This is a genomic window from Mycobacterium sp. (assembly GCF_035274705.1).
GTDB lineage: Bacteria > Actinomycetota > Actinomycetes > Mycobacteriales > Mycobacteriaceae > Mycobacterium.
Map to the genome: position 1 here is coordinate 41,216 of NZ_DATENY010000026.1, position 15,124 is coordinate 56,339.

The window sequence follows — 15,124 nt, forward strand, 5'->3', positions numbered from 1 at the left end:
CAGAAGCCACGCGCACTGTGGAGACGTGAACCTGCCTGGTAGCTGGACAGATCGCTCAGTCAGGATCGTGCGGCGCAACGCCGCGGAATCGGTCTTCGAAGATCTGTGCTCAGCCATCGAGAGCGGCGATCTGCCGATCGGCGCCAAGCTGCCACCCGAGGCCACCCTCGCCGAACGCTACGGCGTCAGTCGGTCGGTCATCCGCGAAGCGCTACGGTCCTGCCAGACCCTGGGGATGACGTCGACGAAGACCGGCTCGGGCACCGTCGTCGTCTCCTCTCGCCCCGCGGCGCCGCATTACGGCAAGTTCTCTGCCCGCGACCTCGTCGAGGCCCGGCCGTACATCGAGGTGCCCGCCGCCGGCTGGGCTGCCCGCCGCCGCACCGACACGCAACTGGCCAACCTGACCCGCATCAACGACGAGATGCAGGCCGAAACCGATCCGGCACGGTGGGTCGAGCTCGACACCCAATTCCACCTCGGCATCGCCCAGGCGTCAGGCAACGAAGTCTTCGCGACGGTCGTGGCCGCCATCCGCGACGCCCTCGGGCAGCAATCCCGCATCCTCAACGCGACCATCGCCCAGCGACGAGCGTCGTCCAACGTCGAACACCGCAAGATTCTCGGGGCCATCGCGTCGGGTGACTTCGCCGATGCCAGCGACAGCATGCGTCAACACCTCGACAAGGTCGAAGAGGCCGTCGCCAAACTCGCAGGCACGACCTCCGCCTGACGCTTCGACTCGCGGATCCCGGCTCGAAGTTCGATACTCAGCCTTGACGCGAAAAGTGACGCGTGCCACACTCAGCTGACTAGCTGTCTGACAGCCTGGCAGCCAGTCCGCTCCGTAACGACGAGAGGAACTCGATGGCAACGCTGCCCGGCACCTCCGAACCCACCCCACGCCAAAAAGCCGCCAATCTCACCCGCGAAGACGAGGGCTATCACAAGGGCCTCAAACCCCGGCAGCTGCAGATGATCGCCATCGGCGGAGCGATCGGGACCGGCCTGTTCCTCGGCGCCGGCGGCCGGCTCCATTCGGCTGGGCCCGGCCTGTTCCTCGTCTACGGCGTCTGCGGAATCTTTGTGTTCCTGATCCTGCGAGCCCTGGGCGAGCTGGTGCTGCACCGGCCGTCGTCGGGGTCGTTCGTCTCATACGCGCGCGAATTCTTCGGAGAGAAGGCCGCTTTCGTCGTCGGATGGATGTACTTCCTCAACTGGGCGATGACCTCGATCGTCGACACCACCGCGATCGCCACGTACTTCCACTACTGGAAGGCATTCAACGTGGTCCCCCAGTGGACCCTTGCGCTGATCGCATTGGTGTTGGTGCTTTCGGTGAACATGATCTCGGTCAAATGGTTCGGCGAGATGGAGTTCTGGGCCGCGTTGATCAAGGTGCTCGCACTGATGACGTTCCTGGTCGCCGGAACGATCTTCCTCGCCGGGCGCTACAAGATCGAGGGCCAGAGCACCGGGCTGAGCATCTGGGTGCAGCACGGCGGGCTGTTCCCCACCGGCGCGCTTCCACTGCTGATCGTCACCTCTGGTGTGGTGTTCGCTTATGCCGCAGTCGAATTGGTGGGCACCGCCGCAGGCGAGACGGCGGATCCGGAGAAGATCATGCCCCGCGCGATCAACTCCGTCGTCGCCCGCATCGCGATCTTCTACGTCGGGTCGGTCGCGCTGCTGGCGCTGCTGCTGCCCTACACCGCCTACAAGGCCGGCGAGAGCCCGTTCGTCACGTTCTTCTCCAAGATCGGTTTTAGCGGCGCCGGCGACCTGATGAACATCGTGGTCCTTACCGCCGCCTTCTCCAGCCTGAACGCCGGACTGTATTCGACCGGTCGCATCCTGCGCTCGATGGCGATGAACGGCAGCGGCCCGAAATTCACCGCACGGATGTCGAAGCAAGGTGTGCCGTACGGCGGGATCCTGCTGACCTGCTTGATCTGCCTGTTTGGCGTCGCGCTCAACGCCTTCGTGCCGGGCGAGGCGTTCGAGATCGTGCTGAACATGGCGGCGCTGGGAATCATCGCCTCGTGGGGCACGATCGTGCTCTGCCAACTGAGGCTCTTCAAGATGAGCAATGCCGGGGTCATGAAGCGCCCGCGTTTCCGGATGCCGCTCACTCCCTACAGTGGATATCTCACCCTGGCGTTCCTGGCGGCGGTGCTGGTGCTGATGGCGTTCGACGCACCGATCGGCACCTGGACCATCGGCACGCTTGTCGTCGTGATCCCGGCCTTGATCGGCGGCTGGTACCTGGTGCGGGGCCGCGTGCTGGCCGTGGCCCAGGAGCGCATCGGCTACACCGGCGAATTCCCCGTCATCGCCAACCCGCCGATGAATCCCGAACCGTGAGCACCCGGATAGAACACGACCTGCTCGGCGCGAAAGAGATTCCTGCGCAGGTATATTGGGGAGTACACACCGCCCGCGCGGTGGAGAATTTCCCGATCACGGGTACCACCATCGGACGGTACGACCATCTGGTCGCGGCGCTGGCGGCGGTGAAACAAGCCGCCGCGCGGGCCAACGCCGATCTCGGACTGCTCACCACCGCGCAAGCGGAGGCAATCGAGGCGGCATGCAAGGAGATTCGACAGGGTCAGCTCGCGGACCAGTTCGTCGTCGATGTCATCCAGGGTGGGGCGGGAACGTCGACCAACATGAACGCCAACGAGGTGATCTGCAACCGAGCGTTGCAGATCATGGGCCACGAGATCGGCGAGTACCAGCACCTTCATCCCGCCGATCACGTGAACATGGGCCAGTCCACCAACGACGTCTATCCGACAGCGTTGTGCCTCGCGACGATCACCTCCTGCGACGGCCTCGACGCGGCGATGGCCCAATTGATTTCGGCCTTTGACGAGAAGGCGACCGCGTTCGACCGGATCATCAAGATTGGACGGACGCAACTGCAGGACGCTGTGCCCATGACACTGGGCCAGGAGATGCGCGGCTACGCAGTCACGATCGACGAGGACCGCCAACGGCTGGCCGAATCGACCGCTCTGCTGCACGAAATCAACATGGGTGCCACCGCGATCGGCACCCGGCTCAATGCCCCGCCGGGATATGTCGACGCAGTGTGCGAGCATCTACGCGCCATCACGGGGCGCCCGTTGGTTACCGCGGCCAATCTCATCGAGGCGACGCAGGACCCCGGCGCGTTCGTACACGTCTCGGGTGTGCTCAAACGGATCGCGATCAAGCTGTCGAAGATCTGCAACGATCTTCGGCTGCTGTCCTCGGGTCCACGGGCCGGCCTGCACGAGATCAATCTGCCTGCGGTACAGGCGGGTTCGAGCATTATGCCGGGCAAGGTCAATCCCGTCATACCCGAAGTTGTCACGCAGGTCTGCTACGCGGTGATCGGCAACGATCTGACGATCACCATGGCCGCCGAGGCGGGCCAGTTGCAGCTCAACGCATTCGAACCGATCATCGCGCGTTCGCTGTTCGACAGCGTCGGACAGCTCACCGCAGCCTGCCGCACGCTGGCCACTCGCTGCGTACAGGGGATCACCCCGAATGTCGACACCATGGCCGCGCACGTGCACGACTCGATCGGTCTTGCCACGGCGCTCAACCCATACCTCGGCTATGCCACCGCCTCCGATATCGCCCGCGAGGCGTTGGCCAGCGACCGCAGCGTCGCCGACATCGTTCTCGAGCGTGGTTACGTTTCCGCGGAGCAGCTTCGGCATATCCTGGCTCCGGAACGCCTCGCCAACCTCTCGACCGAACCCCAGCCAGTCGCCAGCCCACAAGCTTTCGCAGAGAGGTGATCAAATGACACGCAACCGATACGCCGCCAGACCGCCGCTATACGGAATGGTCATGGTCTTTCTCGCGATGGCGATCGTGGCCGTTACCGCCTACCTGCACATCGGCTGGTGGTCGATCCTGGGGTACGCGGTCGCCGCGGTAATCGCCGTCGGTGGATTCGCGCTCGCGTTCCGCGACCTGTCCTGACCTGAGGGCGACATCGCCCGGTCAGGACTAGGAGCTCATTGATCCAATCTGTGCATCACTGATGCCCAGATAGGTCTTGGACAAGCATCTATACCGTCCCTGGCGTTGATCGCAGACCACCGACCATCGACGGCCTAGGAAATCATGACCACCACCATGTCCGACCTTCTTCTGACGGGACAAATGTTCATCGCGGGCTCGCCCGTCCCAGGGGCCGGCAAACCGATCCACGCCTTCGATCCGTCCACCGGCCAGCTGCGCATGTTCGCCGGCGTTCTCCGCGAGGGCAGCTGGAATGGTGCACGCATCGACCCCATGCTTCCCGACCGAACTCCATTGCCTCGCCCAGATATTCGCCAACGCTCCATTCCGCTGGGTCCCGTCGCCGTCTTCGGCGCTAGCAATTTCCCGCTGGCCTTCTCCGTCGCCGGCGGCGACACCGCCTCAGTGAGCCTCGGTCGGCAGTTGACGCTCAACGATCTCGATCGCCAGGACGTCATCATGTATTCGCCGCTGCATGCGCGGTATTTCAACGAGCTGTTGATCAGTACGTTCACAATCGCGGGTGCGGCACCGCGATTGTGCAATACGTGACGCAGGTCCACACGATGTTGGTGCTGGTGCGCTCGGGCCTCGGTATCGCATTGGTGCCGGCGTCGGCTGCGACGCTGCATCCCGACGGTGCGGTTTTCCGGTCCATCGGGGCGTTCCGGGAACGGCCGGTGGAGCTCGATGCGGTGTGGCGAGGGGACAGTTCGAATCCAGCGCTGCTGCGGCTGCTCAGAGACGTTCTGCCGCAGCGGGAATGGACAACCGACGATTTGGTTGAAGATTTTGTAGGCTAGAGCAATTACGCCGACTGGGGAAAGGCAAAATGCATTGTCGGCAGAAGTGCTACCGTTATTTTGACCGGCTACATGTTGGAAGGTGAACAAATAATGCTGTCGACGACGAAACTGATTGTCGCGTCCGGCGGTCTGGCGTTGTCGCTGACTGCTGGAGCCGGGATCGCTTCCGCAGGACCCGACGTGAGCCCGATCATCAACTCGACCTGCAGTTATCCGCAGGTGGTGGCCGCGCTGAACGCACAAGATTCCGGTCTTGCTCAGCAGCTTTCGCAGACCCCGGCTGCCACTGGTTGGCTGCAGGCGCTGATCGCCGCGCCGCCGGAGCAGCGCAAGACGATGGTGGCGCAGGCGCAGGCCATCCCGGCGGTTCAGCAATACACGCCGGTGATCCTGGCAGTAGCCAACACCTGCAATAACTTCTAGGGCGCGCTGCCTCAGCGACTTTGTGCCGTCAGCATTTGTTGACGACCCACGAACGCACTTAGCCCGACGCGGCCGCCGGCATCGGCACCGGCGTCACCAGCCGACCAGACTCAAGGAAGCTGTCCAGGTTGCGCAGCGTCAGTTCCTCCATCGCCGCGCGCGTCTGCTCGGTGCCGCTTGCCACGTGCGGCAGCACCACGACGTTGTCCATCGCCAACAACGCCTCGGGCACATTCGGCTCGTCCGCGAACACGTCGAGGCCCGCCCCTGCCAGCCTGCCCGAAGTCAGCGCCCAAACCAGCGCCTCCTCATCCACGACGCTCCCCCGCGCGATGTTCACCAAGTAACCCCCCGCACCCAGCGCCTCGATCACCGAACGGCTGACCAGTCCCTGAGTTCCGGAGCCGCCCGCCGCTGCCACGATCAAGACATCGACGCCCCGCGCCAACTCCACCGGTGACCCCACATACGAGTACGGCGAACCTTCGACCACATGCCGGTTGTGATACGAGATCACACATCCGAACGCACTGAGCCGCAAAGCAATTGCGCTTCCGATCCGCCCCAGCCCGATGATCCCCACCCGCGTGTTGCTCACCTGGCGCGTCAGCGGATAGTTGCCTTCCACCGGCCACCGGCCCGCCCGCACATACCGGTCGGCCGCCGAGAACTGCCGCATCACATCGATCGTCAACCCGACCGCGGTGTCCGCCACACAGTCCGTCAACACGTCGGGCGTGTTGCTCACAAGAACACCTCTTGCGGCCGCGGCGTCGACGTCCGTGGTGTCGTAACCCACCCCGAAGTTCACCACCGCGCCCAGATTCGGCAGTGCTGACATCAGCTCGGCATCTACACCCGTGCGCCCAGAGGTCACCGCCGCCGTGATCTCGTCACCGTGCGCCGCCAGGAACTCGGCCGGTTCATCCGGCAGTACATACGCCGCGTAGTCGTCGTGAAGCCTCTGCGCCAACGACGGCTTCAACGGTCCAACCTGCAGCACGCGTCGACTATGGGTGCTCATGATGATTTCCACCGTACGGCGACCTGCGAATACCCGTCCAACCCCGAATTAGCTCAATCGAGAGCCGCGGCACGGTATCGCGGCCGATCCGTCCACCGTGAAAGTGCAGATCACACTGGGTTTTTCGAGTGCACGGAACACCGCCACAACGGCGGCTCCGACCCCGATTTGCGCCTTTCGCCCGGGTTGACGCTTTTTCGACGACGTCCTCAACGTGCAGTACCTGATTCCTGGCTGGACGTTCGACAGTAAACGTCCTGCGCTGCAGCGATGAAGATCGTCGTCGCCGATCCGAACCTGGTGCCGCGCCGCGAGTGGCTCGAAGCGGCGGTGGGCGGTCAAGTGCACTGGTATGTGGCCGGCACGCCGCTGGACGAACTGCGCGATACCGACTGTATGTGGGCAGCTGGTTCACCGCAGAGATGGCGCAGGCCGCCGAGAGACTGCGGCTGATCCAGGTAGCCGCGGCCGGCACCGACAAGGTGGACTTCAGGGCGGTCCCGCCGGACATGTTGGTCGCCAATACATTTCATCACGAAAGGTCCATCGCCGAGAATGCGGTCGCGGCGGCCGTGATGCTTCGCCGCGACTTCCTGGCACAGGATCGGCAGCTACGGCACTGCGTGTGGGCGACGTCGTTATACGACGCTTCGATTCCGCAACCCAGCACGTTGACTGAAGCGCGCATCGACTTCGGGCATATCGGCCGCCGTGCGTGGAACATGTTCCGCGCCTTCGGTTGTACTGGCGCGACGGTGACGGGTTCTGGTCGCGTCGCGGACTGTGGCCTGTCGTGGGCCGGTGACACCGGCGAGCTCGACCGGCTGATGGACGAGTGCGACGTCGCCGTGGTGTCGGCGCCGCTGAACGAGCACACCGAGGGCATGATCGGAACCGCCCAGTTGCGCGCGCTGGGCGCGGACCGGGTGGTGATCAACGTCGGCCGTGGTCGGCTGGTGCAGCAGCGGGCTTTATACGAGGCGCTATCGGCCGGCGCGATCCGGGCCGCGTCGACGACATCGCGGCCAACATCGGGCGGCTGCAGCGGGGCGAACCGCTGCGAAATGTCGTGGCCCGCTAGAACGCTGGGCATACTGAGTCCATGCCCGATCGCAACGTGCTCGGAGGACAGCTGGAACCATGCGGTACCGAACCGCTGACCGGCTTCTATCGCGACGGCTGCTGTACAACCGGGGCCGAAGATCTCGGGCGGCACACCATCTGCGCCGTCGTGACCGCCGAGTTTCTGCAACACCAGCGCTCGATCGGAAACGACCTGTCCACGCCGCGACCTGAATACCGCTTCCCCGGCCTGATGCCAGGAGATCGTTGGTGCGTCACGGCCGCGAACTGGCTCTTGGCCTATCAGGACGGCTGCGCCGCTCCGGTAGTGCTTGCCTCGACTCATGCATCGACGCTCGACGTCGTGCCCATGGATGCGTTACGGGAAAACGCCGTCGACGTGCCCGACGATCTGGGCGACTTATGAATTTGCCCGCCTCGGCGCGACAGCCGAGCGACAACCCGACCCAGGTCTGACGCAGTCGCTGAGTTGTCGCGCATAAATGAGCACAACAACCGACGCGGTTCCGTCGACGGTCGGGGCTCGGCACACGGACCGCAGGGGCGTGAGCACGTCGCCAGAGGGATTTGCGATATCCGCAGAAGATCACATTTTTAGCACAATATCTGCGGCGTTTTCTCGCCCTAGTCAAGTAGCCAGAGAAATTTTCCGTCGCGTCATTACATTTTGCGGTGTCAACCAGTCGCACGCAAGTACTACATGCCGTCGGATTCCGCGATGCGACCCTCGAAGGCGGGTGCGGCATGCCCATGCGTGCTGCATGTCCCGCCGAATCGACGCCATTGCCTACAACGCGGCGACGCTCGACACGACGGCCGCGGTTCCGATGGGATGCGCATCGGCGTCTTTGCCCGCAGCGCTTGTGATTGCTAATCGATAACGTTGCCGGGGCACCTTTGACGCTTCTCGACTGCCCGCCAAATACGCTGCGACACAAGGCACCTCGCGGCCGAGATTCTCGAGATGAGCAGTACTCACGACCTATGACATGCCACAATGTCACGACACCGTGGCTGCTGGCGAGCAGCGCCACGCTGGCGTTGGTGAGGCGCGATGGGTCGGGCAGACACGCATATGGCAGCGTGCGCGATCGCGGCGGCGTTGCTCCTGGCGGCCGCGAACGCCGCCGTCGCCGCCGCCGACACCCCCGATTCGGCAGGAAGCCAGAACACCAACACCAACGCCACCGCGTCGGACGCCAACTCCGCCCCTTCCCCCCGCACGAACGAAATCAAGACCAGCGACGAGAACGCCAAGACCGGCCACCCGACCGAAGGTGCCCAGACCAACAGCGTCGCCGCAACGGAGTCGGCCCCGAAAGTGGACACCGAGGAAGCCACGCAGAAAAAGCCGGTCGACAAGGAGTCGTGCGCGGACAACCACCATGGCAAGACCATCAATACGCCGACTCCCGAAGCGCCGGCTCCCATCGAGATCGCCCCGCTCCCCGAGACCGTGGCGCCGGCCCTTGAGGCGCCCCCTCCCGTGGACCTGCCCCCTGACGTCCCCAGCTCGCCCGTCGGCCCTGACACCGTGGACGCCACGTCCGGCGAGGCCGGTGCGAACCATTCCCACCGCCACGAACTGCCAGCCTTGAAGTTGCCATTCGTCGTCCTCGGCGAGTCGATCGCACCGCGCGGAACACTCAACGGTGAGCTCGTCAAGTCGACGCCGCCGTTGAGCGGTGAGCCGTCGCCAGGGCTGCTCCGGGCATCAACCAATGAGCCGCTTCCTGAAGCGCCGCCCACAAGCGCCGGCCTAGCCGCCCGTGGGCAGACACCCGATGGGTACACCTACGGCCTCCGGTCGCGATCGCTGGCCGGGATGGCGGCAACAGCGATGCCGGGTGTAGCCGGCATCGTGATCATGACTGCCGCCGGGATCTGCCTTGGCTACCGGCAAGCGAAGGCACAACTGGCGCTGATCGAAAGTGCCGACCGCTTCCTGTATTAAGCCGCGGTCGTGGACTCGGCCACTGACGATATTGCCGTGGCGTCCGCGGTCGGCAACGACAGCTGCATGCTCGACACATTGAGCACTCCGAGCGACGTGATCGTCTCGTACGGGAACGCCGAGGCGACCAGCTGCAGCGTCAGCGTCTCCCCCGGCGCCAATGTCTGCGCGACCTCCTCCATCGGAATCGTCACCGTGTGCGTCTGCCCGTCCAACGTCACCGGCACCGGCGTGACGAGGTTGCCGAGCACCACACCGGTGGTGTCGTCGACGAGTTGCGCGTACACGTGGCGGCTGGTCCCCGTGCCGGAATAGGTCAGGGTCAGCTGCGGCGCACCGACGATGTAAGTGGTCGTCGTCGCGGCCGGAATCTTCAGGTTCAGCGCGTTGACCGCCGGCGCGCCGGACGGAAGCCCGAGCAATGCCCCGATCGGGCCAAGGCCGAGCACCCGGAGCTGCGGCCCGGAGCCGCCGATCAACGGAAACAGCGGCAACACACCGCCGCCACTGCTCGAGGCGACGATCGGATCACCCTCGGGCACGGCATATGTGTCCGACGAGTAGTACTGCCCGTGCTGGTCGACCCACTCGAACTGCGGGCCGGTCGGCACCAACTCGTCGCCCTTCACGTACCGGTCCAGCCACGCGAGCGTGTTCTGCTCGATCAGCACGCCGTCGTTGGTGCTCGTCACGCACGCGCCGTGACCGCCGCAGAACCACAGCACCTTGGTCGGAACTCCGTTGGCGATGAGGATTTTCGCGTTCTCGTCGGCTTCCGCCAGCGTGAACAGCGTGTCGACCGTTCCCTGAATCAAAAGCGTTGGCGCGGTGATCTTTTCGACCAATTCGTCTGGGCCGCGTTGGTCCAACAGCTCTTGGTCGGCGGGCGATACCAAGCCCGTCAGATCGCCCCAGATCGCCGCCGGGTAGAGCCGCGGATTCGCCCGTGCACCGGTGGCGATCAGCGCTGTCGCGAGTAGGGTGCCCCAGCTGCTCTTGAACGCCTCGCTCTTGTACAGCGAGGTGTTCAGGCTGTGCCATGCGATGGTCGGCACGATCGCGTCGATCCGCGGATCGATTGCCGCAGCGACCAATTGGATGCCGCCGCCGTACGACGCTCCGACCATGCCGATTCGCGGGTCCCCGGCAACGGAGAGAACCTCGGGCTGGGTCGCCAGCCAGCTGATGATTGCTGAGACGTCGCGTGCCTCGAAATCCGGTGAATCGACCTCCAATTGGCCGCCCGAATTCCATTCGCCGCGTGGATCCCACGTGACGACGTTGTAGCCGGCCCGCCGCAACGAAGCGATGCCGATCATGTCGTTCGGCAGGAATTCGTCCTCTTCGGCGTCCGGGTTCGTCGATCCGGGCAGACCCAACCCCGGACCATCGAGGATCGTCGGCGCCTGCCGTCCTGCGGTGAGGCCCGTCGCCGGCATGAAGTGGACGTAGATCGGCGTGCCGTCGAACGAGATGACCTTCACATCGCGCGGTGTCGGAGTGCCTGCCGGCAGACCGATCTGGACCGGGTAGCCGATGAACGGATGCAGGACGTCGCCGATCAGCGGTATTTGATGAATGAACGCCACGATCGGCGTCACGAACATCGGCCCGATCACGGGCAGCTGCTGCAGGAACGCCAGCGGCGCCGTCTGCTCGATCGCGACAACGGTCGGCGTGCCCGGCGTTACGACCGCATCAGTGGTCAGACTGTTCGTCACGACGCTTGCGGCCTTGTTGAGGCTCGGCGCAGTGGCGAACGACTCGCGCCGCGCGGCCGCGAGCATCGTCCACGTCAACGGCGACTCCACCGGTGCCGTCGGCGCATTACCGGCGAACGGGTTCAAGAAGGCGTTGACGACGGTCGATATCGCGGTGGTCGCCACCTCGACGGGATCCTGCGGCACGGTGGCCGTCGGCACGACAGGCTGCTGAACCTCGACGGTCTTCGTCTGAACCGTTGGCGCTACCGTCACACTGGCCGTCGGTTCGGTGTCCGCAACGACGTGGGGTTGTTCGTCGGTGGTCTTCGCGGATTCGGTCGGGTCCGAGTGCACTGTCGTCGCGCCGGGCGGGCTTGCCGTCTTCGTCGGTTTGGTGACCGGATCCGCTGTGCTGGTCGGCGGTTTGGGATCGCTTGACCGCTTCTTCGTGGTGGGCGGTGTCGGATCCGTTGTGGGCTCGGGCTTTTTCGGAGCGGTCGCCGTGGATGTGGGTTTGGGCTCGGCGGACGGTTCAGCGTTCGGCTTTGTCGACGAGTCCGCCGTTGTTGTTGAACCCGTCGACGGATCTGTGGTCGACGAACTGGTCGAGGCCGACTCAGAACCAGACGAATCCGAGGTGTCGGCCCACGCCACGCCGTGGCCGGCGACCACCGCCGCCCCAATGCCCAACGCAACAGCCAGTCCGCCGATTCGGCCTACGTATGCCCCCGCGCCCATGGGTGAAATTCATACCCTGAGCGACAGACGTCCGTACGCGTCTTCGACCAAACCCCGAGGATGAAACGATCCCAAGGTGACCGACGACCTGGCCGCCATCGCAGAAGGCCAGCTCGAACGGTGGGAGCTGCGCCGCGCCGCGACGGGCTTCGACGAGGAACGAGCCCGTGCGTGGGTCGTCGTTCGGGTTGTCGATGCGGCCGTCCGCGAGCTGACTAGTGCCGACTCGACGAAATACGTGGCGCTTGCCAAGGCGGTGCAGGTGTAAGAGTTTGCCGCATCGCTTGCACACGAATGCGCGCGCCGCGATCTGGTATGAGGATCACCTGCTTGACCTTCTGCCGTTCGCCGGAAGCCGTCGTGGTTTCCAATGAGACTCGACGCAGAATCTCGCGCAGCACCACCCGCATCTCGACCATCGCGAATGTCGCACCGAGACAACGACGATTGCCGCCACCAAACGGAAACCACGTCGTCGGAGTCAGCGTCGCATCCACCATTCGATCCGGATCAAACCGGTCAGGATGCGGATACACGTCCGAATTGCGGTGCACCAGACCGATTCCCGGTACCACCATGACACCGGCGGGCAGCCGGTAGCCAGCAAGTTCCACCGGCTCCTTCAACACGCGACCGACGTCGAACACCACGGGCCGAATGCGCAACGTCTCCTTGACCACCGCGTCGAGGTACCCGTCACCGTCTTCCGCGTCGGCCGCAGCGACCGCCTTGGCCAGGACGGCGGGATGACGGGACAACCGTTCCAGCGCCCACGACAGACCCGTGGCCGTGGTGTCGTGCCCGGCCACCAACAACGTCATCAGCTGATCCCGCAGTTCACGGTCGGTCATCGTGCGTTCGTCCTCGTCGGTGGCGCGCACCAGCATGGCAAGCACATCGGTGCGCTCGTCCAGATGCGGATCGGCACGACGTTCGGCGATCTCGGCGTACAGCAATCGGTCGGCTTCTTCGATGCGTCGCCGCAGGCCGCGCCACGGACGACGGCGCTGTAGCTCAGGGCGTGCAATGGCCAGCGACGCCCACTGACCGACGTTCAACAGCCGTGGCATGACCGCCCGCAGCGCAGCCAGCCGCGACGGGTCGGTAGCGCCGATGACGGTCCGCAGGATCACCTCCAGCGTGATCTGGGACATCTTCGGCGCGACCGCGAATGGCGGGCCAACCGGCCATCCCGCGACGTTCGACGCAGCGATCTCGGCCATCACCTCGGTCTGTCGGGCGACCGCGTCACGATGAAACGGCGGCAACATCAGCCGGCGACGCTCGCGGTGTTCGTCGTCGTCGATCACCAAGACCGAGCTGTCGCCGAGCAGCCCACTCAGCATCGCGTTGGCCTCGCCGGCATGAAAGACGCTCGGGTCGCCGGCGAACACCTTCTTGATCTCGGCCGGGTCGCACAGATACACCATCGGCGGAATCGTCGCGATGCGCAGCGTGAACACCTTGCCGTAGCGACGCCCACATGCGGACACCAGTCGCGGCCAATACCGCACGAACAGGACGAGTTGCGACCACTGCGGAAGCCGGGGCCCCGGTGGCAGGACGACCGTGTCGCTCACATTCGTGAGCCTACGAGCGGAACTATCCGACCGGGGGCAATTGACGCGGGCCGTCCGATTGCCGCAGTTGTGGCTGCCCTTCCCGTTCCGTCAACACGTGCTGACGCTTCACAGACGAAGTCACCGACGCCGAGGCCGGTTGTCGTTCATCGTCCTCGCCGGATTCCTCGGATTGAACGGTGACTTTGTGGCTGCGCCTTAGCGAGAAGTGAATCTCCTCGGTCTCTTCGAAGATCTGGCGTGCGGTGCGCAGCGGCCTGGTTGTCGTGTCGATCGCACTGGCGACGATCGGCGGTACGAACGGGCGAAGCCAGCGGGCAGCGGCCTTGGTGACATCGGGGATCGTCGGTATCAACGAGTTACCACCCGTCTCGAGGCGTGCGGGAAGGTTTTGCGTCTCAACGGTTTCAGCGGCAGGCAACTCGGCCATCGGCTCCGATGCGCGCTCCGACTGCACCTGCACCGGACCCTCGAGCGTTTCGACGACCCTGCGGCGATGTTGTTCGCGGTCGATCTCGGTTTGCGCCTCGACCGCGAACCGGGCCTTGGCCAACTCCTGTTCAGCCCATAGCGTTTCGACAGCGGCACGCACCTCGGCACGCTTCACGGCGATCGCGGTCTCGGCCTCGAGCTCCGCTCGCTCGACTTCGGCACGGGCGCGCTCGCCACGATCAGAAGGGGTCTCGCCGCGCCACAGCTTGAGAATCAACGGTAAGGCGGTCAGCAACGCGAAGAACGCGATCGTCAGCAGTCGCAGCAGCATCGCGCCGGGACTGGCCAGTGTGTACTCGTTCATGGCCGCCCAGCGCACGCCGAGGCTGCGATCCCCGTCCTTCAACGCGATCGCGCGCGCCTGCGCCACCGACTGCTCGCGGGCCGTGATGTCGGCGTCCAGCGCGGGTGCGCGGCGATCGCGCTCCGCCGCGGCGTTGTCCAGCTCGCGCTGCGCGTCGCCGAGAAAGTCGTTCGCCGTTCGGGTTTCGGGTCCCGCGCCGGGCACGCCGGTGATGCGGGTCGGCGGGCATGCAGGCGACGGGTTGAACTCGCAGCGCGCGACCACGAGCGCATTGTCGCGGCGTTGGCTGGCATCGGCGACCGCGGTGTCGAGTGCGGTGCGGGCCTGGCGGGCGCGCTCGAGTTCGGCCGATGCCTGGACCACCGCGGGCGTGGAATCGGCAACCCGTGCCGCCTGCCCGTCGAGACCGCGGTCGATCGAGCCGGAGAAGAGGGCCACCGCGGCGAGTTCGCCGACCACGACACCGACGACGAGCGCGACCGTCGCGCGCCCGAGGATGCTCGCCCAGTTCCGCGCCGGGCCGCTGGCAATCGCGTGGGTCAGTAGCCCGACCAGCAGGCCGAAGATCAGCGTCAGCGGCAGGACTGCCATGGTCGGCCAGAGTGTGGACTCCATGACGGCAAGCGTCGCGACAACCCACGCCAGCGCCGCAACGAGCAACGTCAGCTGAAAACCAATTTTGTTGGCAGACATACGAACTCCCACAGTCTCCAAGCGGTTACCAGCGTGACAGAGCGCGCGCCGCATACCTCCGGCTACGCAGAAACGAACCCCCACGGATCGCGCCGTCACGCCGGTGCGAATTATCTGAATCCTCTCACAGCGGTTGGTACCGCGCCCGAGAGATCGTCGGGCATTCACGCGAAGTTTGCGGTGACCATGCCATTCGGCGGCTATCGGCCACATCGGTTCGACAGAGACAAAGATCGACGAGCAATCGGGCCCGTTCTCGCAAAATCGGACGATTAGTCGGCTTAGGTAATTTGCAGCG

At 64.9% G+C, this 15,124-nt stretch carries 14 protein-coding genes and 2 pseudogenes; 12 read left to right on the forward strand and 4 right to left on the reverse strand.

Translation table 11 applies throughout. The annotated features are described in order from the left end of the window. Positions 1 to 25: 25 nt before the first annotated feature. The 7 genes and pseudogenes from VJV41_RS06705 to VJV41_RS06735 all read left to right on the forward strand — a co-directional run bounded on the left by VJV41_RS06705 (position 26) and on the right by VJV41_RS06735 (position 5,255). The gene (locus VJV41_RS06705) at positions 26 to 733 is read left to right on the forward strand and encodes a FadR/GntR family transcriptional regulator (RefSeq protein ID WP_325332384.1); all 708 of its coding nucleotides are present in this window, start codon (positions 26 to 28) and stop codon (positions 731 to 733) included. Positions 734 to 867: 134 nt separating this feature from the next. Beyond that, positions 868 to 2,364: an amino acid permease gene (locus tag VJV41_RS06710; protein WP_325332386.1), complete on the forward strand. Its 1,497-nt coding sequence runs from the start codon at positions 868 to 870 to the stop codon at positions 2,362 to 2,364. Beyond that, complete coding sequence (locus tag VJV41_RS06715; protein ID WP_325332388.1) at positions 2,361 to 3,797, forward strand: aspartate ammonia-lyase; 1,437 nt, start codon at positions 2,361 to 2,363, stop codon at positions 3,795 to 3,797. Before VJV41_RS06710 ends, VJV41_RS06715 begins: the two co-directional genes overlap by 4 nt. A 4-nt stretch (positions 3,798 to 3,801) precedes the next feature. Beyond that, positions 3,802 to 3,984, forward strand: coding sequence for a hypothetical protein (locus tag VJV41_RS06720; protein WP_325332390.1), 183 nt, complete (start codon positions 3,802 to 3,804; stop codon positions 3,982 to 3,984). Positions 3,985 to 4,128: 144 nt separating this feature from the next. Then, positions 4,129 to 4,431: pseudogene (locus VJV41_RS06725) on the forward strand (aldehyde dehydrogenase (NADP(+))); the annotation flags it as partial. A gap of 128 nt (positions 4,432 to 4,559) precedes the next feature. Continuing rightward, positions 4,560 to 4,829, forward strand: a pseudogene (locus VJV41_RS06730) (LysR substrate-binding domain-containing protein); the annotation flags it as partial. Positions 4,830 to 4,922: 93 nt separating this feature from the next. Beyond that, the gene (locus tag VJV41_RS06735; RefSeq protein ID WP_325332453.1) at positions 4,923 to 5,255 is read left to right on the forward strand and encodes a hemophore-related protein; all 333 of its coding nucleotides are present in this window, start codon (positions 4,923 to 4,925) and stop codon (positions 5,253 to 5,255) included. Between the two features lie 58 nt (positions 5,256 to 5,313). Here the strand turns inward: VJV41_RS06735 and VJV41_RS06740 are convergent, their stop codons facing one another. Beyond that, positions 5,314 to 6,279 carry a 2-hydroxyacid dehydrogenase gene (locus tag VJV41_RS06740; RefSeq protein ID WP_325332392.1) on the reverse strand — a complete coding sequence of 322 codons (966 nt, stop codon included), beginning with the start codon at positions 6,277 to 6,279 and terminating at the stop codon, positions 5,314 to 5,316. A 270-nt stretch (positions 6,280 to 6,549) separates the two neighbouring features. Here VJV41_RS06740 and VJV41_RS06745 point away from each other — a divergent pair, with 270 nt between their 5' ends. The 4 genes from VJV41_RS06745 (at position 6,550) to VJV41_RS06760 (ending at position 9,316) form a co-directional block, all read left to right on the forward strand. Continuing rightward, positions 6,550 to 6,732 carry a hypothetical protein gene (locus tag VJV41_RS06745; RefSeq protein WP_325332394.1) on the forward strand — a complete coding sequence of 61 codons (183 nt, stop codon included), beginning with the start codon at positions 6,550 to 6,552 and terminating at the stop codon, positions 6,730 to 6,732. Then, complete coding sequence (locus VJV41_RS06750) at positions 6,678 to 7,439, forward strand: NAD(P)-dependent oxidoreductase (protein WP_325332396.1); 762 nt, start codon at positions 6,678 to 6,680, stop codon at positions 7,437 to 7,439. Before VJV41_RS06745 ends, VJV41_RS06750 begins: the two co-directional genes overlap by 55 nt. Next, on the forward strand, positions 7,382 to 7,768 hold the full coding sequence (locus VJV41_RS06755) for a DUF2237 domain-containing protein (RefSeq protein ID WP_325332398.1): 387 nt from the start codon (positions 7,382 to 7,384) through the stop codon (positions 7,766 to 7,768). The genes VJV41_RS06750 and VJV41_RS06755 overlap by 58 nt, the downstream gene beginning before the upstream one ends. 648 nt (positions 7,769 to 8,416) lie before the next feature. Further along, entirely contained in the window at positions 8,417 to 9,316 is a 900-nt protein-coding gene (locus tag VJV41_RS06760; RefSeq protein ID WP_325332400.1) for a hypothetical protein, read from the forward strand. Here VJV41_RS06760 and VJV41_RS06765 read toward each other — a convergent pair. Next, on the reverse strand, positions 9,313 to 11,757 hold the full coding sequence (locus VJV41_RS06765) for a CocE/NonD family hydrolase (RefSeq protein WP_325332402.1): 2,445 nt from the start codon (positions 11,755 to 11,757) through the stop codon (positions 9,313 to 9,315). The genes VJV41_RS06760 and VJV41_RS06765 overlap by 4 nt on opposite strands. A gap of 76 nt (positions 11,758 to 11,833) precedes the next feature. On the opposite strand from VJV41_RS06765, the gene VJV41_RS06770 reads away from it, so the two are divergent. Further along, the gene (locus VJV41_RS06770) at positions 11,834 to 12,025 is read left to right on the forward strand and encodes a hypothetical protein (protein ID WP_325332404.1); all 192 of its coding nucleotides are present in this window, start codon (positions 11,834 to 11,836) and stop codon (positions 12,023 to 12,025) included. Here the strand turns inward: VJV41_RS06770 and VJV41_RS06775 are convergent. Together VJV41_RS06775 and VJV41_RS06780 are read right to left on the reverse strand one after the other, a co-directional pair. Then, positions 11,973 to 13,337, reverse strand: a complete 1,365-nt coding sequence (locus VJV41_RS06775) for a cytochrome P450 (RefSeq protein ID WP_325332406.1) — start codon at positions 13,335 to 13,337, stop codon at positions 11,973 to 11,975. The genes VJV41_RS06770 and VJV41_RS06775 overlap by 53 nt on opposite strands. A 22-nt stretch (positions 13,338 to 13,359) precedes the next feature. Next, positions 13,360 to 14,826 carry a DUF4407 domain-containing protein gene (locus tag VJV41_RS06780; RefSeq protein WP_325332408.1) on the reverse strand — a complete coding sequence of 489 codons (1,467 nt, stop codon included), beginning with the start codon at positions 14,824 to 14,826 and terminating at the stop codon, positions 13,360 to 13,362. Between the last annotated feature and the right edge of the window lie 298 nt (positions 14,827 to 15,124).